This is a genomic window from Sulfolobus acidocaldarius DSM 639 (assembly GCF_000012285.1).
Lineage (GTDB): Archaea > Thermoproteota > Thermoprotei_A > Sulfolobales > Sulfolobaceae > Sulfolobus > Sulfolobus acidocaldarius.
The window spans coordinates 1,183,699-1,206,446 of the sequence record NC_007181.1; the positions used below are offsets into that span (position 1 = coordinate 1,183,699).

The window sequence follows — 22,748 nt, forward strand, 5'->3', positions numbered from 1 at the left end:
AACTGTGTTAAAATAGGATAAACAGTGAACTGGTTTTGAGTGAAGGAGCAGGAAGATTTTCTAAAGACGTAGAGACTAGAAAGGTACAAAGATTAGGTTCATCTTCACTCTTTATAACTTTACCCAAGAAGTGGATCAATAAATGGGGAGTAAAACCTGGTGATAAAATTATTATAGAAATTTCCGAGGATGGAGGTCTTAGACTCGTTGCGGAAAAAGTGAAAAATACCTACACTAAAAAGAGCATTAAAATTGACGTGGACAATTATAAACAAAGTATAGTAAACGCCATACCTTCTCTTTATATTTTAGGATATGATGAAATGTTATTTACGACCAAGAAAAACCTAGATCCAAAAGAGGTTGAAAATGTAATTACTTTGTCCAAGAATCTAGTAGGAATTGAAGTCGCAGAGAACAATAATAACCTAATAAGATTAGATTGCCTACTTGATACTGAGAAGCTTGGTTCAGAGACATTACTTAGAAGAATATTAAATATTATTTCTAAGAAAGTAGATGAAATAATTGAATATTTAAGAGGACAACAGAGCACAGAGGTTCAACAAACATTAGAAGATTTAAGAAGAGTATACCTCATGCTATTGAGAAGAAGTATAGGGAATAAATATATGGCAGAAAGGGATAAAGTAAGGAACTTCATAATAGCAATCAATTCTACGATAATGATGAGAGTCTACAGAATTATATCTAAATTGTATGATGAAATTAAACATAATCAAATTTCACTTCCACAAGAACAAGCAAAAACTTTAATTGATATGTTCAGGGAGACTAACGACCTTTTTGACGAAATCATTATGAGCATACTTTTCCCCAGTATAAAGAGAATTTCGAACGGTTATACATTAATAAATCAGCTTAAACAAAAATATGAAAGATTGGATATAAAAGATAATTTAATTAGAAATTATTTTGAAGATCTTATATTTAACCTTGAAGAAGCTTTAAATAACTCCTCCTGTTCCATATTCTTAGAGGACGCTCCTTGGATAGAGAGAAATTTTAACTCATAAAACAAATATAAACAGGTGACAGAGAAATGGTCATGTTAAAAATAGAGGACATCCATGTTGAAGTTGAAGGTAAAAAAATACTAAAAGGAATAGACATGGAAATAAAGTCAGGAGAAATACATGTATTAATGGGACCTAATGGAAGTGGAAAAACTTCACTTTCCTTAGCATTGATGGGTCATCCTAAATATAAAATAACTCAGGGCAAAATATTACTTGATAACGAGGATATAACTAGCCTAGAGACCTTTGAAAAAGCGCGAAAAGGTATATTTCTTGCCTTCCAGAACCCTATAGAAATTAGTGGAGTTAAACTATCAACTTTATTAATAGCAGAGTATTCCAGAATGCATAGTTCAACAGCACAACCTCAGATGATTATCAAACAGATAAAAGAAGTCAGCAAATCAGTAGGAGTTAATGACTCTCTACTTAATAGAGGAATATTTGATGGCTTTAGCGGAGGAGAAAAGAAGAGAACAGAGATTCTACAGATGTTATTAATAAAACCGAAAATAGCCATACTTGATGAACCCGACTCTGGTGTAGATGTGGATGGGCTTAAAGCCATTTCAGATGCCATATTAAAATTAAAGTCTGAATCAAATACTGGCTTCTTAATAATAACTCATTACAGAAGAATATTAGAGCATCTAAATGCCGATAAAGTACATATACTCTACAACGGTAAAATAGTAAGAAGCGGAGGTATGGAATTAGCAAAATTAGTCGATGAGAAAGGGTACGAAGGAGCTCTAAAACAGTTTTTATAAAACTATTCATAAAACATTGATGACTAAGTTTAAATGTTATCTTTAACAGAGTTTATATTGGGTAATTCAATTGCCAGAAGAAAAAATATCCGTTGACTTGAACGAGATAATTAATGCCGCCATAGAAGCTAAGCATAATCAAATATCTCAGCAAGAATTTCATAAGAGAGTTGTACAGTCAGGCTTAAGTAAAGATGTAATAGCTGAAATATCAAAAGTTAAAAAAGAGCCTGAATGGATGCTTAGACTAAGGCTCAAAAGCCTTGAATTATTTGAGAAAATCCCAACACCTAACTGGTTACCAGATTTCTTATCAGCATTGGATATCTCCAAAATGGAGATTTATGTTAAACCAGATGTAGAGAGAACTTCAGACTGGTCACAAATTCCACCAGAAATTAGACAATATTATGAACAAATAGGAGTACCTCAGTCTGAACAAAAATATTTAGGAGGTCTAGTAGCCACATTTGAATCTGAACCTATTTACAGTAATGTAAAGAAGGAGTTGCAGAAAAAAGGCGTAATTATGATGCCACCTGAGGAGGCTGTTCAGAAATATCCAGATATCGTAAAAGAGTACTTTACAAGGATATTCCCCGTATCTGATCATAAGTTTGCTGCACTTCACGGTGCTTTATGGAGTGGAGGAGTATTCGTATATGTACCAAAGGGAGTAAAAATAACAATGCCAGTTGAGGGATTTTTCATAATAGGTGGAGAGATGGAAGGTCAATTTGAGCACACTTTGCTTATAGCTGATGAAGGATCATATATCCATTTCATTGAAGGTTGTAGTGCTCCACAGCTAAAGAAATTCTCATTCCATGATGGAATGGTTGAATTATACGCAAAGAAAAATGCCTATATTAAATTTACAACTATCCAAAACTGGAGTAAAGACATAATCAATTTCAACAATAAGAGGGCATGGGCTGATGAAAACTCGACAGTAGAATGGGTTGAGGGTTCTTTAGGTTCTAGATATAGTTTTGTATATCCGTCTACTATATTGAGAGGTAAAGGAGCATCCTCAACTAGCTTAGTAGTAACATTCACGAGCGGAGAAGGTGAGTGGAAAGATAGTGGCTCAAAAATGATCCATGCAGCACCATACACTAAGAGCAAAGTAGTTAGTAAAAATATAGGTTTCAGGGGAGGTCTTAACGTATATAGAGGATTAATTAGAGTTAATAAGGGAGCAGTAGGCTCTAAAGCATTTGTAAAATGTGATTCATTAATGTTAGATGAAAAGACAAAAGCCTATACATTCCCTCATAATCAAGTATTCGAGGAAGATGCTGATGTAGCCCATGAGGCTCACACATTCAGAATGAATGAGGATCAGCTGTTTTACCTGATGACAAGGGGAATAGACGAGAAGGAAGCTGTATCAATGTTAGTTCTAGGATTTATTGATGAGATAATGAAGGAGATGCCTTTCGAATATGCTACAATGCTGAATAAAGTTATTAAGCTAGAACTTGATAAGCTAGGTGCAGTGGCTTAAATGGGCTTAATTGATTTTTCTTCTGCACAAAATTACATTTCTAAATTAGAAAATAGAAGCGAAAGAGAAAGACTTCTTTCACAATTTCTTACAATGCCATACCAGAGAATAAACGACTCTCCTTCTTTAAAACATTACACTGACTGGAATAGACTTGAAGCATTAAACTTAGAAATAAAAGATATTAATGCTAAAGAACCTTCTAAACCTATTTTAGATCAGGAGTATAAAATTCTAACTATACCCCAACCCACAAAATTAGATGGATTTATAAAGATAGAAGATAAGCCGGAGAATGCTCTAATAAAAGCTGATGAGCATAAGTTAGTAAGTTTAGTCCTTGCATTGTCTAAAAAGACAATAATTGATCTATCTGCAATCACACCTAGAAAATTATTAATTTACCATAATTCGTCCAGTAACTCATTAATACCAGCTAATATAGAGCTAAAGATCCCTGAAGGTGAAAATGTTGATGTAGTGTACTTTAGTGAAACCGATGATCAGAACTCGATGACTTCAAGTTTGATTTCGTTCGTAGTACCGCAAAACTCTACTCTTAACTTGTCCATAATTTCTCTTTCAGCCCATTCCTTCATTTATACAAAAGGATTAGTTAAGGGAACAATAAATGCGAATATATTTTCATCTAAAACTAAGCTAACTCACATAGATTATTATGTTGATTTAGATGAAAAAGCTCAGTCCACATTTTCATCAAGGGCAATAGGCATAGAGGATAATAATGTTGATATTAGAGTTGCTGTAAATCACTTAGGAGTACAGAGTAGAAGTGAAGGAACCCTCAGAGGAATTTCTACAGATAGTTCGTTAGTTATAGTTAGAGGGAATGCAATAATAAGTGAAAGCGGAATTGACTCCTCCACATCAATAATTGGAAAAGCCTATACCATAGGGAAAGATTCAAAGGCAATAGTAGCACCTATGTTAGAAGTTAAGACTGGAAAAGTACAAATGGCTAAACATTCAGCATCTATATCTAAAGTTCCTGAAGATTTAATATTCTATTTGGAATCTAGAGGATTTAGCAGAAAGGAAGCTGAGTCTCTTATAATAAAAGGGTTTATGATTGACGAGAATGATCCTAAATTCCTTGTTGATCTTATTAACGAAATACTTACGGAGCGTAAGATATTAGTTTCAGTCTAGTCTCTCTATTTTCATTTGTGAACATATTTTTAATATATAACCATTTGAGATGGTAATACTCGATTTACGATGAGAGTAATCACATTTAAAGTAGATGAGGATTTACTACAAGAGCTAGATCTTTACGCTATAAACTCTAAATCAAGTAGGAGCGAAATTATAAGAGAAGCACTAATAAGGTACTTAAAGGATAGGAAGTAAGCCGCCGCCGGGATTTGAACCCGGGACCACTGGCTGTCCTGAAGCCATCCTTACAAGGCCAGCGCTCTGGCCGTGCTGAGCTACGGCGGCAAATAAAAATAGTCTTTAACGGATTTAAAGTTTTATTCCTTGATAACACCATATGAAAAGGATTGTATGAAGTAGAAATTATTTTCTATCTATTTTAAAATTAAAAGTTAATTACCAAAAGGTAACTTAATTCCTTTTTTACTAAAGCGTCAATGATTATATTTGACATGAAAGCGTTATTCTTCGAAAAGAGTGGTTTAAACAACCTAAAATTTGGAGATATAAAAGAACCTGAGATAGGTGCACATGATGTATTAATAAGAGTTAAAATGGCAGGAGTAAACCCTATAGATTACTTTGTCGTGGAGGGAATACCGGTAAAGCCACTACCACATATTCCAGGAGCAGAAATTTACGGAGAAATTGTAAAAGTAGGAGAACATGTTAAATCAGTAAAGCCAGGAGACAAAGTAGTAGTGTATAATAGAGTATTTGATGGAGAGTGTGACTTCTGCCTTGCCGGGATGGAAATGTTATGCAGAAATGGTGGAATAATTAGTGTTATAACAAATGGTGGATTCTCAGAGTATTTTGCTGTACCAGAAAAGAACGTATTTAAGGTTAACTTACCTGATGAAGTAGCTGCAAGTTTACCAGTTGCAGCTTTGACCTCTTATCATGCGTTAAAGGAAGCAAACGTTAAACCAACAGATGTTGTAGTAGTATTTGGAGCCTCAGGTAATACAGGACAATTTGCACTACAATTAGCTAGAAAGATGGGTGCCACAACAATAGCTGTAAGTAGAAAACAGTGGGTTAAGGATTTTGCTGATTATGTTGTTGACTATGAAAACGCTGAAAATAAGATTAAAGATCTAACAGGTGGGAAATTAGCTGATGTAGTAATTAATTCTGTTGGAACTTCAATATGGGACTTAAGCCTAAAAGTGCTAGGAGTGAATGGTAGACTAGTGTTCTTCGGTGGACTTACGGGATCTGATGGAAAAATAAATATCTCAGCATTATACGGAAAGCACCAAAAGCTAATTGGAACTACTGGAGGAAGTAGAAAAGAAATGGTAGAACTTATCTCGTTATGCAAAGACTGCAAAGTCAAGGTATCTAAGGTATATAATCTTGAAGACGGTAAAGAAGCCCTTGCAAGTATTATGAAAGATAGGGACGGAAGACCAATGATTAAAATCTCTTGAATAAAACCTAACATTTTTTACTGTTCTTCTTTCTGAACCATAAAAATCAAATTTTCGACAACTGTTATTTTATGAGCGGTCTAAGTACAAAGTTTATATAAAGTCTTGAGGATATGTTAGTTTATGGACCCGTAGCTCAGCCAGGACAGAGCGCTGGCCTTCGGAGCCAGTGGTCCCGGGTTCAAATCCCGGCGGGTCCGCTGTGGGGGTACATCCCCCACACCCCCACTGCTAATGTAAAACTCTACGATCTTATCTAAAGGTCCCACGTAAGTTTCCTTTACGTCATCGCCTACATTCTCTAGCTTATACACATAATACCGCCCTTTAATCTCACGTATAATATAGTCACCATATTTATAACGCGTCTTCTCTCTCGCCATTTTCACGCTCCATATTATGGTTACCAATTCACGCTTATAGGCGTTGGTAACTCGTTAAAAGTTACGAGATTTTACCTAGAGTTGAAAGTTCGTGATAAAAAATCCTCATTAGTACTAACTAAAAAATATGGGCGCATTAATGGTTATAATTTTTATTGAATTAACCGGGGAGTAAAATCCCTTTGTAAAATACAAGAAATTTAACAACAACTTCTAACTTGATTATTTAAAAATTAACAGTAAGACAAACTTCTTCCTCTTCACAACTTATCTTGTTACACGAATCAAAAAGTATAATTTAACATCTCAGTTTCCGCAATGTCAGAAAAATATGGTTTTAATTCAAATTTCTTTACATCTTGCTTAGAGGCTTTATCCCTAATGCATTAAGACCATTGTATAATACCCTCTCAATTCCCTTAACGATAAACAGTCTTGTAATCCTCTTCCTATAATCAGGCTCTTGTAGTACTCTTTCAAAATTATACCATCTATTAAAGACATCAGCTGTTCTTCTTAGGAAGTCAATTAGATCTTCAGGTCTTAATTCGTCTATGGCTTTATTAAAAGTCTCTGGAAATCTTGCTATTAGTAAGAGAAGACGTCTTTTATCTCCAATTAAATCCGACAAGTCTGCGTCAGTGAGTTTTATTTCGTCCTGATTTTTAGCTAATATATTGTAAGCTCTAGCATAGGTATATTGGAGATATGGACCGCTGTTCTGTTCAAAATCTACTATGTTATTAATATTAAATGTTACAGGCTTATTTGAAGCAACAGATAATATTGCGTATCTTATTGCTGAATTAACTATATCTCTCAAATTAGTTATATCGCCAGACTTCTCCTCAATTTTCTTTTTTGCTACTTCGCTTACCTTTTCAATTACATCGTCTAATGAAATAAATCTCCCTAATCTTCCGCTCATTCTCATTCCTTGAAGATTTACCATGCCATATGAGTAATGTACCAGATTTTGTGCTAATCTCTCATATCCTAAAAGATAAAGTGATGCTCGTAATTGCATTTGAGGAATTGATTGTTGTTCAGCTATCACGTTAATTACAGTATCTGCTTTGAAATCCGAGAATTTTTTCACAGTATATGCAATGTCCCTAGTTGTGTACAATGATGTTCCGTCTGATCTGGTTAAAACTAATGGTGGTAATTTCAAGCCTTTCGGTATGTTAAGAATTTCCTTTATTTTCTCGTTAATATCTTCAAGCTCAAGAGCCTTAGTTCCCTTATAGTCTTTAGCAATTTGGAATGCCTTACTCAAAATCTCGTCTACCATACCACTCCATAATAACTCACTTTCGTAATCATATACATCAAAACTGATTTCTAACTTATCGAGACTTTCCCTAAATCCGTCCAAATTTAAATTAACGATCTTTCTCACAATCTGCTTAATTTTCGGATCATCGCCTTTCTCATAACTCTTTATAATTTTTTGGATTTCACTTTCTACATCAGGAATTGAGTTTATTGCATCTGCTAATTTATCAAAGAATTCAGGGTTTCTTTCTCTCAATGATTGAGCAGTAGCTACAAGCTCGTCAAGCCTGTTTATTTTATCTTTATAAGTATCAGGATCTAAATCTTTCTTAAGTTCCTCTTTTAGTTCCCTTATTTCTATTATAACATTCGTGATAGAGTAGATTAGCCCAAACCAATGGTCAACTTTGGGTGATGGCTCAGGTTCGCCTAAAAGAATATATCCTAATGTTAGTATTGCAACTTGTCTTCCTGCATCATTAACATAAAATCTCCTATTTACATCATGTCCTCTTATTTTAAGCATTCTTGATATCGTATCACCTAATATTGAATTTCTCAGATGACCTATATGTAAAGGATGTATAGGATTAGCACTAGTGTGTTCTACTACAATTCTTTTTGGATTCTCAGTTTTTTCCACTCCGTAATCATCCTGCATTTCAGTGAAGAGTAATTTGAATAGTTCTTTCTCGTCGACAAAGGCATTTACATATATCCCTGTTTTTCTTACCTCTTTTATTAATTTTCCATGGGAAAACGTTACTTCGGTTCTAACATTTAGTTTTAATGAGGGTAAGGGTAATGATATATCTCCTAATTCCTCCCTAGGAGGATATTCTAGGGTTTTAAATATTACATCTTTGCTAATACCCAGTCCATTAGCAACAATTTCACAAAATTCCTCTTTTACACTTCTTATAGGATTCACAACTGTGCATAAGCCACTGTGTTTATATCTTTTTTTATTCTAACTTACTAATCATGAAAAGGGCTGAAATATTAATAGTAAATAATATAATAAATAGTGCTAAAATCGATGAAAATGTGGTTAGAGAAATATTGGATAAAATAAATGATGTAGATAACATTGTCATAAATAGAATAACCATTCCTAGCTATGAGGAAAATAATAACCTGTTAGGTGTTCATGTAATAGTGAGAGAGGTTGCAGAAACGTAATATATGCCCATACTACAAAAATGGCTACTGTACATCACCCATTTTAGATTCTCCTACAGACTCTGTGACCAGTTCTAACAGGTGTATGGGTAATTTTAGATCATGTAGATATTATGTAGCAAGAGACGAAGACAGTGAAGAAGGGCTAAACAAGTATGTGATAGAGGATAGTCAAATAGAACAAGAAATTTCGTTTTATAATAAGATAAACATATTGGATACTCCATTAGATAGTGAGTGTAAATATTTTCAGTTGGTTAGAACAGAAAAGGGATTAGTTGCGCATTGTAAAGTTCTGGGAAGAGTCTTAACCAGATCACAAGCAGTTTTATGTAATAAAGAGTGGGAAGATTGTCCCTTTAGAAACTTAGCCTAACTTAGCATACTTTCCGTCTTCCATTAGGGTAACCATATTTTTTTCCGCTAAATCAGATAAGGCTTTCCTTATCTTATCTTCACTAGCAATTCCAGATAGAGCAGAATGAAGTTCCTTCAAGTTCATTGGCTTATCCTTAAGTAAATCTAATATTATTTCTTTTAACTCCTCTTCATTTGGGGCTGTCATTACAACAACTTCTTTGTCTGAATAAAGAACTTTTAGTTTCCGTTCTACATTAGTTAATATTTTGTCGTCTTCAGCCTTACTTGATGCTTTTTTACCCCTTCTACTCATAGACGACATGAACCTACACTCTCTTACTTTTTACAATATGAATTATAATCTATATACCTTAAAAGTATTCATGAAGAGTGAAAAGACATTACTAATTACAACTTATATATGACAATATAAAATTACATATATTAGGCGACATAATTGGGAGAGCCAGACTTCTTAAGGCATATAGTCACAAAAGTTTTAACACCTACTACACTGGATGTAAAAAGATTAGATGAGGCTAGAAAACTACTTGCTAAAGCAGAGGCTAAATACAATTTTTCATCTTATGGAGGGGAACCAGAAAGATTAGCCGATTATTTACTCAGTCCAGATTTTATCAACCTAGTTTTCATTATAGGTGTGAATTTATCTAAAAAATTACTTCATATAGTAAATGAAAGCTATAATAATCAGAAAATAAAAGATGCAGTTAACAAAATACTTGAAGAATTAGACGGTTATTCTGGTGAAGAAACAAATCAACTTATGATGTATAAATGAGAGAGAATGTAAAATAATAAAAAATAATATACTGTATTCACTCTAATGAAGGTGCGCCAGGAGTTTCTGCTCCTGCTCCCTCTCCACCTTCTTTCTTACCTTTTTCAGTCTTCAGTGCAGATGCAGCTACTAAATCATCGATCTTCAATATTGCAGTAGCAGCCTCTACAGCACTCTTTAGTACCTGAGATTTTACTCTCACGGGTTCTATTACGTTAATCTTCATCATATCATCCGCAATCTTACCATTAACTGCATCAATACCGGAATTCACTAATCCTTTTGCATGTCTAGCTCTTAGATCCATTAAAGCCTGAATAGGTTCCATTCCTGCTGTTTCAGCTAATATCATAGGAATTTCTTCTAATGCTTCAGCAAATTTCTCTATGGCTAACTGCTCTTTGCCACCAACAGATCTTGCATACTCTCTTAACCTCAAGGCTAACTCTGACTCGACTGCACCGCCACCTGCAACTATCATTGGCTTCATTAGAACATTTCTTAATGAATGTAGGGCATCGTTAAGACTCCTTTCGGCTTCATCTAGAGCCATATCATTGGATCCCCTCAATAAGATATTCACAGCTCTTGGATTCTTTGCACCTTCAATAAATACCATCTTGTCATTTCCTATTCTTCTTTCTTCAACTAGTTCAGCATATCCTAAATCCTCTGGTGTAGCATCCTTAATACTACTAATAATTCTAGCTCCTAATGCTTTTTCTAATTTCTCTATGTCACTCCTCTTAACTCTTCTAACGGCTAATATTCCCTTCTTTGCAAGGAAGTGCTGGGCTACATCATCAATTCCTTTCTGGCAGATTACTACATTTGCTCCAATTGAAGCTAGCTTGTCTACCATCTCCTTGAGATATCTAGCCTCTTCATCAAGGAAAGACTTTATCTGCTCAGGACTAGTTATGCTGATTTTTGCAGATATTTCTGGCTTTTCAACCTCTAAAGCTGCATCTAATACAGCAATTTTTGCCTTTTCTACTCTCCTTGGCATTCCTGCATGTACTACTTCTTTGTCTAGCACAAGACCGTGAACTAAAATACTATCCTCAATACTTCCTCCTTTCTTCTTATCAATCTTTATTAAGTCAAGAGGTACATTATATGTACCGTCTGGTCTCTTCTCTGCAACTATAGTGATTGCATCTATCACAAGGTCAATTATTTTATCTATTTCCTCTGCTCCTCCAGCTATGAACTTGCTGGACATTGTAGTTGATACAATCTTCTTTAATTGAGCCTTTGCAGTGGGAGAACTTAAGTCATTTACGTCTATCTTTAGAGATAATTGGTCAATGATTTCCAAAGCCTTAGTCAAAGCTTTCTTATAACCATCTATAATTATGGTTGGATGAACATTCTGCTCTAAAAGTTCCTCTGCCTTGTCTAACAACAGACCTGCCAATACTACTGCAGATGTTGTACCATCTCCCACTTCAGCATCCTGAGCCTTTGCTGCCTCTACTAGTAATTTTGCTGCAGGATGCTGAATTTCCATTTCTTTGACTATAGTTGCACCATCATTAGTTATAGTCACATCTCCAAAACTGTCTATCAACATTTTGTCTAAGCCTCTAGGTCCTAAGCTACTCTTTAACATTTCGGCTAAAGTTACAGCAGCTAAAATGTTATTCCTTAAAGCATCTCTACCGCTGCTTCTTGAAGTACCCTCCTTAAATAGGAGAACTGGACCAGCCATTTGAGACACCGTTTCTGGTTTGCATTAGAATCGGTTATATATAAATTTTTCTCTTAAGTAGTTTCAGGAATATATCGCTGTTTACACATAAATTTTTGACTTTCAAAATAGATAGGGCTTAGTATGGATTTATGCCAGAGATGCGGAAAGAGGGAGTACTTCACAGTTATTGGTGGAAGAAAACTCTGTTCTATGTGCGGAAAGGACGAAATAGTAAAAAGAGTAAGGAAAGAGATGCATCAATCTAAACTCTTTAATTACAATGATCGTGTAGCTATAATAAGCCCAGAACCGCTCCAGCAAATATCTGATATAGTTGAATCAATAATAGGTAAAGCGTTTTATAGAGTAAACTTAAAGATAGAAAAGGTCGAAATTTCGATTTCGAATTATAATTATATAAATGAGTATATGTGGAATTTGCTTTTGGAAAGTAAAAAATTATCAGATTATAAAATAAAGGTTCTTCCTTTTACATCTAACTTTTTCTTGGCATATATGTTAGAATCGATATCTATATCTGATTACTCTTACCTGAGCTTGTTCAACCCCTACAGTATAATTGATACGACAATCATATTCATACCACTATATTCGACTCCTATTCAAGAGATAGAATGTTTCTCCAAAATTGACTATAATAAAATCAAATTTAAGGATGAACTTTTCAATACTATATTTGATTGGGTTAACCAGCAGTTGAGGGAAAATTATGAGCTTTTTCATACATACTTTAATACGATCAATCTGTTTAGGACTGATAATAAATGTAAGAACTGCGGGGCTTATATCAACTCTGGGCAGGAATATTGTGAGCGGTGTAAAACTTATTTAGCTTCTCCTTCTCATCTTTATTTAAAATAACCTCAAACACTAGAGATAAATCTGAACTTTTCGATTTACCTGGAGGAATCACCCCATCCCAGCTGTAATAGAAGTATCCCTTTGTAAGAATTTCCTTAAATCCCTCCTTATCAAATTCATAATAATCCTGGAGAACTGAAATTACTCCTATTATTTCCTTTAATTGTTTCATTGAGATTACTGATTTACAAATATAACAAGACAGGTCTGGCATTATTGAATTAAATCCACATTTTGGACATTTAACCGGGGAGTTAATTCCATAAGTAGCCCAGGTTGACCTCAAAATATCTTCTAAGTCTTTCCTGTTCAATTGGTTGCACTTCTCATATAGCCATGGTCCTAAATCCTTAATTGCAGATTTTATATTAAATACGACAAACTCCAACTGATCATTAGTAAGCTTTTCAGGATTGACTACCCTAAGTAATTTGACTGCAAGGAATTCCATTAATGCTTCTTTATTCGCTAATAACCTATTGATTATAGTCCTTGATTTAGGCTTACTTTTTACCTCTCCAACAGCTGCAGAAAATGGTTCCTTAATTAACTCTTTGAAACCTTCTCTATCTAGGTTAAGATAAGCTATTCCTAATGAGTTTATTACCTCATCTAAATATTCATCTAATAGTTCTAAAGGATTTACGTACTTCTCCTTAGTGGATTTTTTCTTAGTAGATTTAGTTTTTTCCTCCTTTGTACTATTCTCCTTACTCTTCTCCTCTTCCTGTTTTTTACGTTTAGGCAATTTATCCCCTATGTTATTCCTGATTATTTAAAAACATCTTTTAAACTGTATGTGATAAATCAAGATAATCCATCGGAAGCATTTTACCTTTTGATACTATATCGTTATATTTTTTCTCCAAATCTTCTATAAATACAGGACAATTTTCAAATCTACCTTCTCTAGTGCACTTGGCACCACCTAGAGTTAGGAAGCAAATACTGGACTTCCTGTCATAATGTGGACATAATTTGTGGTAAGTTTTTGCACTTTTTATCATTTTTTCAATCCATTGTTTTTTGTGATCTTTCTTTTCAGCTTCTTTCTCAGCTTTTGCTAATACCTTATTCATCTCATCTTCAGATATTTTTGAGGATCTTGTTGAGCTTGTCAAACTTTCCACCACAATAGGATTAATTTTATGCAAACAGTAAAATAGATTACTACTACAACTACTAAAAGTATTTTGGTGGATGGTATAAAAACTATTTCCAGAGTTTGTATAAAGTTTGAAGCTTATTAGCATAAAATAACGTTGTTTAAACTTGAGTTGTAGTAGAAGATATTATGATAGGAAAATGAGTGTTTTAACACTCATTTAACTTATCTTTTAAGGACTGTGTAAAACCTATCCTGAGACCCAATTTAGGATCATGATACAAATAGAGAATTCTTTTAGTTTGTAATTTTCTTAAAACTCTAAATAACCAACCACTATCAGCTCCATATTCCTCCTGAAGTTGATCTAAATATACATAAGTAGCTCCCCACTCTTTATATTTCTTCAATAGGAAAGAGACCAAATCTTTCTCATCTGCGTCTAACTTTTCTAGTACTTCTTCGATACAAACCTCAGGTTCCTTATTTTGTCGTTTATTTACATCTTGACTGGTTTGTTGGTCAATAAACAACAAAAATTCTTTTCTATCCTTGTTATCTTTTTTCTTTGTTTTGTCGTTTATTGTCTGTTTAACCTTTTCATTGTATAATTCTTTCGCTATTGCAAGATATTCAGTAAATTTAGTATTGTTTTTACTCTCTAGGATCTCTTTAGCTAAATCTTCCCCTACTCTTGATAAGTGCCATCTTCCCGCTTCCTGATATACAAGACCTTTTTTCCTCCAATAACTCAGATAGCTACTTACGTATTTGGTATCCAGGTTGAGATTTGTGGCTATCTCTGAGGTTCTGAGGGGTCTGGCGAGAAGGAGTATCATAACAGCCTCCATAAGTTTAGACCTTGGACCGCTCTTAAGGATCTTCTCTTCAATTGCTGTGATGTCAATCTCGCTATCTTCTTTGGGCATCAGTTACTATTATGCAAACTAAAATATAATATACTCCAAATTATACTCCATGAGTATTTCCAAAATCTTCTAATTAGGTAATATTACATATTTTAATAGGCTCAAATTCGTTATAACCAACTATTACTTTGTATATCCCTAAGAACTTCTTATCTACTTCAGGATCCCCTGTATCTATCCTCAAACACTCAAATGTTTGTAATTTTCTTCTTGAAGAGATCACTATTATATCATCCTTATTTACTCTCTTTAATACTCCTGGTCCTATCTCTTGATTTCCTCTACCCAGCAAAAATCCTTGGCCACCAATAGGTGTAACTATAAGTTTTAACTCCCCGGTTAAATTTAACAGATCATTATAACTAACGCAACTTCCTATCAGTTTATTCCGAATTACTACGTCTGTACAAAGAAAATTTGTCTCGTAACCTAATCTCTTTATAATGTACTTAGTTGTAGAACCTGGACCTATTATGAAAACAGCATCTGGATGGTTTTGAAATACATTATCCAACAGGTAGTCTGTTATCTCATTTAATTCCTCCTGTTCTGAGTATATTTCTGTCTTACTAGGTGTTAAATACGTAGAAAAAGATATGGTTTTAGCATAACCGTATAACTTTACATCGTACTTTCCTTTTCGATATTGTTCTTCGTCTATATCTAATATCTCAGCATCAACTATTTCCACTCTTTTATTGATTAGCTCTCTAATTAAGTGTCCTGCATCTTCTGGTGTATTAGCGAAAATTCCACTATGCATCTTTACACCTGTAGGTATGCCAAGTAGTAACTTTTTGTCCTTTACAACACTGTATATGTCTCTAGCTGTACCGTCTCCACCGGCAAACACAATTATTGTGCATTCTAGTTCTAAAAACGTCCTGGAAGCTTCGATAGTATTTTGTCTTGTCGTGGGATCGTCTATGTGGATATCTATCACACTAAATTTGAAGTCGTGTTTTTTAAGAAAGGCTTCACCCATAATTCCAGGAGGTACTATAAATTTAACCTGTTTGGGTACTGTAGAAAGGAATCTTTCCATTTTTGAGTGTATCTCTGGGTTATAAAACCTTAAATCGTCACTACCCTTATGTCCTATTCTACCTCCGCTTCCTGCTACAGGGTTCACTAGTAAACAAATTGTCTCGTTCATAGGTGTATATTGAGTAGTGCAAAAATTATCTTATATGCTAAATGTATATCTTGGGGTTCAAAAAGAATAATTAATGAGTCACTGGGAATATTTGAAAATTTCTCTATTAGTTCAGTTTTTAATCTCTTGATTTCTTCACTTTCGTCGAATGTTTTAGGTGGTAATTCAATTTGATTATCGTTTTTGACTGCAATTAATATTTTAGATGCACCTAATTTAACTAAATTGTCTCTGAGGTCTAAAATTCCTATTTTGTTTAGTATGTTGATGCCATTTAGGATTACAACACCATTTACTTTCCACTGTATACTATATATCATAACATTTTCTAGTATAATAGTTCTTTCATGTAAATATTCTAATAGTTTTTTGCCCTTATCTGTGATAAATATCCCAGCAACTCTGTCAACCTCCACAAACTCAAGTTCTCTCAGTCTTCTTATCATGGTTCTTATGGATGCTTCTGACAGGGACAACATACGCGTTAATAATTGTCTTCCAATTGGCTGATGTTTATTTATGGTATCCAAAGCTATTAGCACGTGGGCTTCATCGAAGTTAGGTCTGTTTCCCTTCTTTGGTTCAATGACCTTCAAAAGCGATATTATTTCTTCCACGTTTTTATAGTAGCGTATTTAAAAATAAAAATATGTTAAAGGGTAAAAGCCTACTAACGTTGTTGGATTTCTCGAATTATGAGATAGAAAGTATTATAAATCTATCATTCTCTATGAAGAGCTTTGTTAATTTAAACAGTGTTCCTAAAACTTTAGAAAATAAAAAGATAGCTCTAATTTTCGAGAAGCCTAGTACTAGGACCAGAATAAGTACCGAGTTAGCTGTAAAGCTTCTTGGGGGTACTAGTATAGTCTTGTCTAAATCAGATATTCAACTAGGAAGAGGAGAAACTGTAGAAGATACTGCTAGAGTTCTAGGAAGATATGTGGATGGCATAGGTGCACGAGTTCTAAATCATAATAGCCTTGAAATACTATCAAAGTATTCTCGGAAGCCTGTCATAAATCTGTTGAGTGATGTATCCCATCCCTTACAAGCGCTAACTGATTTTATGACTGTCAAAGAGAGATTTGGTACGTACACGAATATGGCATTTATAGGAGATGGAACGGACAACGTGCTAACAAGCCTTATGGAGTTTGTGTCTAAGATGGGATTAGAATTAAGGGTAGCCAGTCCAAAGGAGTTCAGACCAAAGCAAGAGGTATGGCGTAGAATAGAAGAGGAGAGTGAAAAAAGTGGTGCGATCATAGAGTTTTATGAAGATCCTTATGAGGCTGTAAGGGGAGTGAAGGTTGTTTATACGGATGTATGGGTAAGTATGGGGCAGGAGAGTATAGCAGAAGAGAAGAAAAAGAAGTTGAAAGACTATAAAGTAACCAGAGATTTAATGAGATATGCCAGTAAAGACGCAATTTTTATGCATTGCTTACCTGCAGTTAGAGGTGAGGAAGTCGAGGATGATGTAATAGACGGTCATCAAAGTGCTGTGTGGGATCAGGCTGAGAACAGACTTTATACTGCTATGGCTGTGCTTTCTCTATTTATTTAAAAAGAAACTCATCTATTCTTCTTTGACCAATTATTTTCTTTATACTCTTAAGACCCAATAAGTTGATTTTATCATTAGCTTCCAGGTTTGTATTTACGTACTTTAATGACTCTTCGATCGTATTGAAGGTTTTGGGTTTATTTTCTAATGCTCTTTTTACAGTCTCTCTTATGTGCCAATTACCTACTGGTGCAAAGTAGTCTTTAGTTATCTCCCTTATTATTATGATACCAGCTTGTCTTCTTCTCTTATATAGTTTTTCTATTATTGAAAATCTAGCTGCAATATATCCACCATCTAGAGAGTCATATTCACCCCAATAATTCTCAGATAGTTCGCTTATTATTAATTCCGTAGTCCATAAAGATAATGGGTGCCATATTTCTATCCAAGTGGAGCTATGTGAAGAAGGATATAGAATTATATGAAAATGATTGCCTAAATAAGATCCATAATAGTACTCTACATTATCTATTGTGTCTAGAGTTCTGATATTATCTAAAAGATAATTGCCTACAATCTGATCTACTGCTGTTATGCTCCACCTAGTCGGCACTAATTTCCTGTTTCTTTTAAGTCCTAGAAAACCAAGAGAGAAAGCACTTATAATCCTGTAGTAGTTTTCATTGTCTAAGTAGAGCTTAATTACACTTTCCTCTGCTTTAAGGTCATCAAATATGAGTTTTTGAATTGTTCTGGGCACTTTAGGATTTTCACTGACTTTTATTGACTGAACAGTGAGAGATGGTCCTCTGGGTATTAGAATACCATCAAATTTAAGTTTAGGAACTATTTTCCCAGAACTGTCTGTTTCTGAAACTACAGGTTTTTCAGATATTCCAGCCAAAGAGATTTCTTTTTCATATAATTTGTACGGGTCTCTAACATTTAGCCCGCCTAATATTGTTGAAATTAGGGAACTTCTTATGGATATTATGTCATTAAGGCTCTTTCTTCCCCACCAGCCCTCTGGATTCTCGTAATCTTTTGCTTCTTCTCCTATAACTCCAGGTGGTATATTATAAACTAGAGATACTTTCGGATAATTTTTTTCTCCAATTAAAATGCTAGGGGGCGTAGATCCCTCTATTTTATTATTGATTACTATTTTACTTACAGTACTTGTTACATTTTTGAACCTTTCAAGTATTGGACATATTGATAAGCCACATAAATATTTATGTCCCTTGCACTTGATACATAACTCTGCTGGTATTTTTGGCAATTTTTAGTTTCCTCAAAATACTCCATTCAATAATCTTAATCTTAGCTTTTATGTTCAAACCTATAGGACTAATTTCTATTTTGCCCTTTCTTATATGCTCTAGTATGTTATCAATATTGAACTCTGATATATCTTTGAAATAATTATATGCCGAGCCTAATGCCTGTATGACATGGGCATCACTGTTTGCAAGACCAGGCAGGTTCAAATTTTTAGATACCGCTAATGCCTTATCATTGGCATTTTTAGGTGCCTTGGAGTTATACACTTCAATTGCATCAAACTTATATTCGTAAACCTGTTTTCCTATGCCGGCTCTAAATATATCGAAAGGATGGGATGGAAAGACTATGCAGTTATTATCCTTTGCGTAATCTACTAATTTTGCTATTTCTCTAGGTGGAGAAGGAGGAAAATTACATAAAATTACAACATGTCCAAATTCTGTAGTAACTTCTTGTCCTGGTATAACTGGATAATCTTTAACTGTATAATAACCTTTTGAGGTGTCGTGGTCAGTTAGTGCTATAGCATCTAAGCCAATTCTTAAAGCATATTTTATTATATTTAGGGGTGATTCTCTTCCATCACTGAAAAAAGAGTGCACATGAAAATCAATTTTCATATATAGCCCAGCTCTTTCATAAGCTCAACTGTTAATACTGTAATCCCTGCTGCTCCTCTTATTAAATTGTCACCTAGAATAACTAGTCTTAACACGTTATTTTCATATCTCACTCTACCTACTGAAACTGCCATACCATTTTCTGCTATTACATCTATCATAGGTTGGGGTCTATCCTCTTCTTCTCTTACTATTAATGGCGTTTTTGGAGCAGTAGGAAGTCTTTTTTGTTGTGGTAAAGATTTGAAATTTTTGAGAGCGTACTTAATTTCCTCAATACTAACTTTTTGATCTGTAATTAGGTTTATGACACCCATGTGACCGACCTTTATTGGAACTCTTATGGTGGTCGCTGTAACGTCTAGATTTGCTGGTTCTAACTTTTGGTTAATTACTTTGCCGTTCAGTTTAGTTAACTCTTTGGCTATTTTATCCTCCTCCCCTTTAATATAGGGAATCACGTTTCCATCCATTGCCATAAAGGATAAGCCGTTATATCCAGCACCACTTACAGACTGCAAAGTTGTGATTAAAATCTTAGATTTTGTTGCTATTTCTAGTAGTGGCTTTATGGGCATTGATAGAATTGCTGCTGTGCAGTTTGGGTTTTTAATTAAAAGTCCTTTCCATCCTTTTCTCTGTTGTTGCGCTTTAAGAAGTTCTAGATGTTCCCAATTTACTTCTGGATTAATGAGAGGCACGTCTGGATCCATTCTATAGGGGCTTGCGTTAGATATAACTATCTTTCCGTTTTTAACCAATTCGAGCTCTGCTCCTTCAGCTATATCATTTGGTAACGCAGATAATACTACATCTACGTCTTTGTGGTCTTCATAACTAGTTGAGACAACTGGAAGATTCCTTATGTTTTCTGGTATATCCCCGGTTTCTATCCACTTTACAGAATCTTGATATCTTTTACCAACTTTGTTAGGCGAGGCACTTACTTTAACTAACTCTAAGTAAGGATGGTTTGCAAGTATTTTTACCATCTTTTGTCCTACCATTCCAGTAGAGCCAAGTAGTGATACTTTTAATTTATCGACCAATTTACTACCACCTCATGAAGTTCTTTTGAAATGCTATCTAACTCTTTTTTGTCTACTATAAATGTTATACTTACTCCTTTCAAACCTCTTGACACAAATATTGGATTATACGATGATGCTTTTGACAACACTTTGCTCGAAATTTCTTTATTTCTTAACCCACACCCCACTATGCTTACTGCACCTACCTCAGATAGTTCTATATTCTTAATTAAACCTGATAATTGGCTAAGTCTTTCTACGAATTTTTTCTGATCCTTCTGATCAACTACAAATTGTATAGTGGTTTCAGAAGCAGGCTGGGAAAGAGCTATAATGTTTACGTTTGCGTTTTTGGCTTCTGATGTTATCGTGGAGGCAGAACCTATTTTTCCTACTATCCTGGTACTTTCAATAGTTATAAGACTTAAGCCTTCTTTAGTTGTAATTCCCTTTAATCCATCTTTACTTGTGCATAACCCTTCTATAATGGTGCATCCTTCTTCATAAAGTCCTTCAATTATCACTTTCATGTTAGCATCAAAAAGGGGATCAAATGTTCTAGGATGTAGTTTCTTAGCACCCAGCTGTGATAATTCTATTGCCTCTTCCAATGATAATCTTTGTATAGTTACTGAATTGCTAATTTTTCTAGGATCTGCAGTCATTATCCCTGGAACTTCTGTAACCAATCTTACTTCCTTTGCATCTACCAGCTTTCCAATCAATGTTGCCGTATAGTCGCTTCCTCCTCTACCAATCGTAGTATATCTGTTATTCTTACTTTTACCTATAAAGCCAGGTAACACAACTATTTTTTGTTGGCTTTCTTCTAATTTTTTAGATAATAACTCCTTAGAGTCCTCTAATAACACATTCGCCTCACTGTAATTCTCGTCGGTAACTATTGGCGGTTCTATTAAGTTATTTACGCTAAACTTTCTGGTTCTCAGGAATGAAGATAGAAGAATTACTGCTAATCTTTCTCCGAAAGATAGAATATAATCTTTTACCCTAGGTGTCGCTTCGTCTAACACCCTTATTGACCATGCTATTCTATATAATTCGTCTACCAGCCTTGATATATCTCTAAATGCTTTTTCAAATTCAATTCCATCAACTAGCTTTGACAAGAGTTTTATGTGTTTATCGTATATTTCTGTGACCTTATCAACTGCCTTATCAGTCTCATTTATTACTGAAGTAAGTTGATCTGTAACTCCCTTAATTGCTGAAGTTACAATTAGAGTTCTGTTCTCGTCACTGTATTTGGAGATTTTGTCAGCTATTAATTCATAATCTTTTTCATCTTTCTGGATTGAACCACCGATTTTTATTACTTTTATCATATTTGATCACCTAAAATAACTTGATCTATATGTTCAGGATTCACCAGAATACGTTTAGCCTCTGCTTTTATCATTATATCCGGATCTTTTAGGGCATGTCCTGTTAGAATTACAACGCTTTTCTCACTTTCTTCTATCTTCTTTGATGACAAGAGCTTCAGATATCCAGCATATGCTGCAGCAGATGCAGGTTCAGCCCCTACTCCCTCTCTTCTAGCCAATTCTTGTTGAGCAGTTATAATCTCGTTATCAGATACATACACTGCGAATCCTTTACTTGACTTCATTGCTTTTATGGCTTTTTTCCAATTAACCGGTTTACCTATTCTTATTGCTGAAGCTATCGTATCAGGGGAGTCTACGAATTCTGGTTGCTCAAGTCCTTTTTCTAGTGCCTTAGCTATTGGAGCTGCACCTTCTGCTTGTATTCCTATCATTCTAGGAACTTTATCTATTAAGCCTCCTTCTAGGAGTTCATTAAATCCTTTCCATATCGCATAGATATTTCCAGCATTCCCTACTGGTACTATTACATTATCAGGGACTCCTATGTCTTCCACTATCTCATAAGCTATAGTTTTTTGACCTTCTAATCTCCAGGGATTAAACGAGTTTAGTGGGTAAACTATTTTATGATCTCTATAAAGTTTCATAACACTATTCATTGCTATATCGAAGCTTCCATCAACTTCTATTATTACAGTACCATACAATATAGACTGTGCTAACTTTCCTAATGCTACTTTTCCTTTAGGTAAAACTATGAAACTCTTTAAACCCGCTCTACTTGAATAGGCAGCTGCTGATGCTGCAGTATTTCCTGTAGAAGCCGCAACAACTATTTTATAATTTAGAGATAATGCAGAGCTAATCGCTACTGTCATTCCTCTATCTTTAAAACTTCCTGTGGGATTTGCTCCTTCAAACTTGAAATATGTCTTATCGTATTTTCTAGATTTTATTAAGGGTGTATTGCCCTCATCTAAGGTTACAATTTTATTATATTCCCCTGCTATAACATCTTTATACCTCCATACTCCTCTTCCCTTTAATCTTCTAAGGTCAAACTCACTAGGGAATTCAATTTTTATCTCTAATAATCCTCCACATGAGGGGCAGGTTATTATGTCTTGTCTTAATTCACTTAACTCATATCCACAGTCTAAACATTTCATATGTCCTTTCTTGTTTCCAACAACAAATCACCACACTAACGGTAGCTCATTTTAAATTCGAAAATATAAGC

The 22,748-nt window shown here is 34.5% G+C and carries 24 protein-coding genes, 2 tRNA genes and 1 pseudogene; 12 read left to right on the forward strand and 15 right to left on the reverse strand.

Features of this window, described 5'->3' with window-relative positions; translation table 11 throughout:
- Positions 1–35: 35 nt before the first annotated feature.
- The 5 genes from SACI_RS06635 (at position 36) to SACI_RS06655 (ending at position 4,691) form a co-directional block, all read left to right on the forward strand.
- Entirely contained in the window at positions 36–1,037 is a 1,002-nt protein-coding gene (locus SACI_RS06635) for an AbrB/MazE/SpoVT family DNA-binding domain-containing protein (RefSeq protein WP_011278222.1), read from the forward strand.
- 26 nt (positions 1,038–1,063) lie between these two features.
- Positions 1,064–1,810: a Fe-S cluster assembly ATPase SufC gene (sufC, locus tag SACI_RS06640; protein WP_011278223.1), complete on the forward strand. Its 747-nt coding sequence runs from the start codon at positions 1,064–1,066 to the stop codon at positions 1,808–1,810.
- Between the two features lie 70 nt (positions 1,811–1,880).
- Positions 1,881–3,320 (forward strand): Fe-S cluster assembly protein SufB, encoded by a 1,440-nt coding sequence (sufB, locus tag SACI_RS06645; RefSeq protein ID WP_011278224.1) that lies wholly within the window; start codon positions 1,881–1,883, stop codon positions 3,318–3,320.
- Positions 3,321–4,490 carry a SufD family Fe-S cluster assembly protein gene (locus SACI_RS06650; RefSeq protein WP_011278225.1) on the forward strand — a complete coding sequence of 390 codons (1,170 nt, stop codon included), beginning with the start codon at positions 3,321–3,323 and terminating at the stop codon, positions 4,488–4,490.
- A 69-nt stretch (positions 4,491–4,559) separates the two neighbouring features.
- Entirely contained in the window at positions 4,560–4,691 is a 132-nt protein-coding gene (locus SACI_RS06655) for a ribbon-helix-helix protein, CopG family (protein ID WP_011278226.1), read from the forward strand.
- Here the strand turns inward: SACI_RS06655 and SACI_RS06660 are convergent.
- A tRNA-Thr gene (locus tag SACI_RS06660) sits at positions 4,691–4,781 on the reverse strand. The two genes, SACI_RS06655 and SACI_RS06660, sit on opposite strands and share 1 nt — an antisense overlap.
- 167 nt (positions 4,782–4,948) lie before the next feature.
- On the opposite strand from SACI_RS06660, the gene SACI_RS06665 reads away from it, so the two are divergent.
- Positions 4,949–5,932, forward strand: coding sequence for an alcohol dehydrogenase catalytic domain-containing protein (locus SACI_RS06665; RefSeq protein ID WP_011278227.1), 984 nt, complete (start codon positions 4,949–4,951; stop codon positions 5,930–5,932).
- A gap of 125 nt (positions 5,933–6,057) precedes the next feature.
- Positions 6,058–6,132 (forward strand) — tRNA-Arg (locus SACI_RS06670).
- A 33-nt stretch (positions 6,133–6,165) separates the two neighbouring features.
- On the opposite strand, the pseudogene SACI_RS11655 reads toward SACI_RS06670, so the two are convergent.
- Together SACI_RS11655 and SACI_RS06675 are read right to left on the reverse strand one after the other, a co-directional pair.
- A pseudogene (locus SACI_RS11655) lies at positions 6,166–6,315 on the reverse strand (putative integrase); the annotation flags it as partial.
- 352 nt (positions 6,316–6,667) lie between these two features.
- Positions 6,668–8,524 carry an arginine--tRNA ligase gene (locus SACI_RS06675; RefSeq protein WP_011278228.1) on the reverse strand — a complete coding sequence of 619 codons (1,857 nt, stop codon included), beginning with the start codon at positions 8,522–8,524 and terminating at the stop codon, positions 6,668–6,670.
- Between the two features lie 53 nt (positions 8,525–8,577).
- Between SACI_RS06675 and SACI_RS06680 the strand changes: the two genes are divergently transcribed.
- Together SACI_RS06680 and SACI_RS06685 are read left to right on the forward strand one after the other, a co-directional pair.
- Complete coding sequence (locus SACI_RS06680; RefSeq protein ID WP_011278229.1) at positions 8,578–8,775, forward strand: hypothetical protein; 198 nt, start codon at positions 8,578–8,580, stop codon at positions 8,773–8,775.
- Entirely contained in the window at positions 8,762–9,151 is a 390-nt protein-coding gene (locus tag SACI_RS06685; protein ID WP_048054400.1) for a hypothetical protein, read from the forward strand. Before SACI_RS06680 ends, SACI_RS06685 begins: the two co-directional genes overlap by 14 nt.
- Here SACI_RS06685 and SACI_RS06690 read toward each other — a convergent pair.
- Positions 9,143–9,448, reverse strand: coding sequence for a hypothetical protein (locus SACI_RS06690; protein ID WP_015385608.1), 306 nt, complete (start codon positions 9,446–9,448; stop codon positions 9,143–9,145). The two genes, SACI_RS06685 and SACI_RS06690, sit on opposite strands and share 9 nt — an antisense overlap.
- 144 nt (positions 9,449–9,592) lie before the next feature.
- On the opposite strand from SACI_RS06690, the gene SACI_RS06695 reads away from it, so the two are divergent.
- Positions 9,593–9,937: a hypothetical protein gene (locus SACI_RS06695; RefSeq protein WP_011278232.1), complete on the forward strand. Its 345-nt coding sequence runs from the start codon at positions 9,593–9,595 to the stop codon at positions 9,935–9,937.
- Positions 9,938–9,974: 37 nt separating this feature from the next.
- On the opposite strand, the gene thsA is transcribed toward SACI_RS06695, so the two are convergent.
- Positions 9,975–11,651, reverse strand: coding sequence for a thermosome subunit alpha (thsA, locus tag SACI_RS06700; RefSeq protein ID WP_011278233.1), 1,677 nt, complete (start codon positions 11,649–11,651; stop codon positions 9,975–9,977).
- 123 nt (positions 11,652–11,774) lie between these two features.
- On the opposite strand from thsA, the gene SACI_RS06705 reads away from it, so the two are divergent.
- Positions 11,775–12,515, forward strand: coding sequence for a hypothetical protein (locus tag SACI_RS06705; protein WP_011278234.1), 741 nt, complete (start codon positions 11,775–11,777; stop codon positions 12,513–12,515).
- Here SACI_RS06705 and SACI_RS06710 read toward each other — a convergent pair.
- The 5 genes from SACI_RS06710 to SACI_RS06730 all read right to left on the reverse strand — a co-directional run bounded on the left by SACI_RS06710 (position 12,442) and on the right by SACI_RS06730 (position 16,322).
- On the reverse strand, positions 12,442–13,263 hold the full coding sequence (locus SACI_RS06710; protein WP_011278235.1) for a hypothetical protein: 822 nt from the start codon (positions 13,261–13,263) through the stop codon (positions 12,442–12,444). The genes SACI_RS06705 and SACI_RS06710 overlap by 74 nt on opposite strands.
- Before the next feature lie 40 nt (positions 13,264–13,303).
- Positions 13,304–13,594, reverse strand: a complete 291-nt coding sequence (locus tag SACI_RS06715) for a hypothetical protein (protein WP_176586687.1) — start codon at positions 13,592–13,594, stop codon at positions 13,304–13,306.
- Positions 13,595–13,829: 235 nt separating this feature from the next.
- Positions 13,830–14,549 carry a hypothetical protein gene (locus SACI_RS06720; protein WP_011278237.1) on the reverse strand — a complete coding sequence of 240 codons (720 nt, stop codon included), beginning with the start codon at positions 14,547–14,549 and terminating at the stop codon, positions 13,830–13,832.
- Between the two features lie 73 nt (positions 14,550–14,622).
- The gene (locus tag SACI_RS06725; protein ID WP_011278238.1) at positions 14,623–15,705 is read right to left on the reverse strand and encodes an ATP-NAD kinase family protein; all 1,083 of its coding nucleotides are present in this window, start codon (positions 15,703–15,705) and stop codon (positions 14,623–14,625) included.
- On the reverse strand, positions 15,702–16,322 hold the full coding sequence (locus SACI_RS06730) for a DUF4443 domain-containing protein (protein WP_011278239.1): 621 nt from the start codon (positions 16,320–16,322) through the stop codon (positions 15,702–15,704). The genes SACI_RS06725 and SACI_RS06730 overlap by 4 nt, the downstream gene beginning before the upstream one ends.
- Before the next feature lie 32 nt (positions 16,323–16,354).
- Between SACI_RS06730 and argF the strand changes: the two genes are divergently transcribed.
- Positions 16,355–17,275, forward strand: coding sequence for an ornithine carbamoyltransferase (gene argF, locus SACI_RS06735; protein ID WP_011278240.1), 921 nt, complete (start codon positions 16,355–16,357; stop codon positions 17,273–17,275).
- Here the strand turns inward: argF and SACI_RS06740 are convergent.
- The 5 genes from SACI_RS06740 to thrC are packed head-to-tail and all read right to left on the reverse strand — an operon-like array spanning position 17,268 to position 22,677.
- Positions 17,268–18,500, reverse strand: coding sequence for an Nre family DNA repair protein (locus SACI_RS06740; RefSeq protein WP_011278241.1), 1,233 nt, complete (start codon positions 18,498–18,500; stop codon positions 17,268–17,270). The two genes, argF and SACI_RS06740, sit on opposite strands and share 8 nt — an antisense overlap.
- The gene (locus tag SACI_RS06745; RefSeq protein WP_011278242.1) at positions 18,454–19,125 is read right to left on the reverse strand and encodes a CehA/McbA family metallohydrolase; all 672 of its coding nucleotides are present in this window, start codon (positions 19,123–19,125) and stop codon (positions 18,454–18,456) included. Before SACI_RS06745 ends, SACI_RS06740 begins: the two co-directional genes overlap by 47 nt.
- Complete coding sequence (asd, locus tag SACI_RS06750) at positions 19,122–20,174, reverse strand: aspartate-semialdehyde dehydrogenase (protein WP_011278243.1); 1,053 nt, start codon at positions 20,172–20,174, stop codon at positions 19,122–19,124. The genes SACI_RS06745 and asd overlap by 4 nt, the downstream gene beginning before the upstream one ends.
- Positions 20,159–21,502, reverse strand: a complete 1,344-nt coding sequence (locus SACI_RS06755) for an aspartate kinase (protein ID WP_011278244.1) — start codon at positions 21,500–21,502, stop codon at positions 20,159–20,161. The genes asd and SACI_RS06755 overlap by 16 nt, the downstream gene beginning before the upstream one ends.
- Complete coding sequence (gene thrC, locus SACI_RS06760) at positions 21,499–22,677, reverse strand: threonine synthase (RefSeq protein WP_011278245.1); 1,179 nt, start codon at positions 22,675–22,677, stop codon at positions 21,499–21,501. The genes SACI_RS06755 and thrC overlap by 4 nt, the downstream gene beginning before the upstream one ends.
- Positions 22,678–22,748: the final 71 nt, after the last annotated feature.

Coding starts and splice junctions, on each gene's coding strand:
- sufC (WP_011278223.1), top strand. CDS start 1,064: ATGGTCATGTTAAAAATAGAGGACATCCATGTTGAAGTTGAAGGTAAA.
- SACI_RS06650 (WP_011278225.1), top strand. CDS start 3,321: ATGGGCTTAATTGATTTTTCTTCTGCACAAAATTACATTTCTAAATTA.
- SACI_RS06655 (WP_011278226.1), top strand. CDS start 4,560: ATGAGAGTAATCACATTTAAAGTAGATGAGGATTTACTACAAGAGCTA.
- SACI_RS06665 (WP_011278227.1), top strand. CDS start 4,949: ATGAAAGCGTTATTCTTCGAAAAGAGTGGTTTAAACAACCTAAAATTT.
- SACI_RS06680 (WP_011278229.1), top strand. CDS start 8,578: ATGAAAAGGGCTGAAATATTAATAGTAAATAATATAATAAATAGTGCT.
- SACI_RS06690 (WP_015385608.1), bottom strand. CDS start 9,448: ATGAGTAGAAGGGGTAAAAAAGCATCAAGTAAGGCTGAAGACGACAAA.
- thsA (WP_011278233.1), bottom strand. CDS start 11,651: ATGGCTGGTCCAGTTCTCCTATTTAAGGAGGGTACTTCAAGAAGCAGC.
- SACI_RS06705 (WP_011278234.1), top strand. CDS start 11,775: ATGGATTTATGCCAGAGATGCGGAAAGAGGGAGTACTTCACAGTTATT.
- SACI_RS06715 (WP_176586687.1), bottom strand. CDS start 13,594: ATGAATAAGGTATTAGCAAAAGCTGAGAAAGAAGCTGAAAAGAAAGAT.
- SACI_RS06720 (WP_011278237.1), bottom strand. CDS start 14,549: ATGCCCAAAGAAGATAGCGAGATTGACATCACAGCAATTGAAGAGAAG.
- SACI_RS06725 (WP_011278238.1), bottom strand. CDS start 15,705: ATGAACGAGACAATTTGTTTACTAGTGAACCCTGTAGCAGGAAGCGGA.
- argF (WP_011278240.1), top strand. CDS start 16,355: ATGTTAAAGGGTAAAAGCCTACTAACGTTGTTGGATTTCTCGAATTAT.
- SACI_RS06745 (WP_011278242.1), bottom strand. CDS start 19,125: ATGAAAATTGATTTTCATGTGCACTCTTTTTTCAGTGATGGAAGAGAA.
- SACI_RS06755 (WP_011278244.1), bottom strand. CDS start 21,502: ATGATAAAAGTAATAAAAATCGGTGGTTCAATCCAGAAAGATGAAAAA.
- thrC (WP_011278245.1), bottom strand. CDS start 22,677: ATGAAATGTTTAGACTGTGGATATGAGTTAAGTGAATTAAGACAAGAC.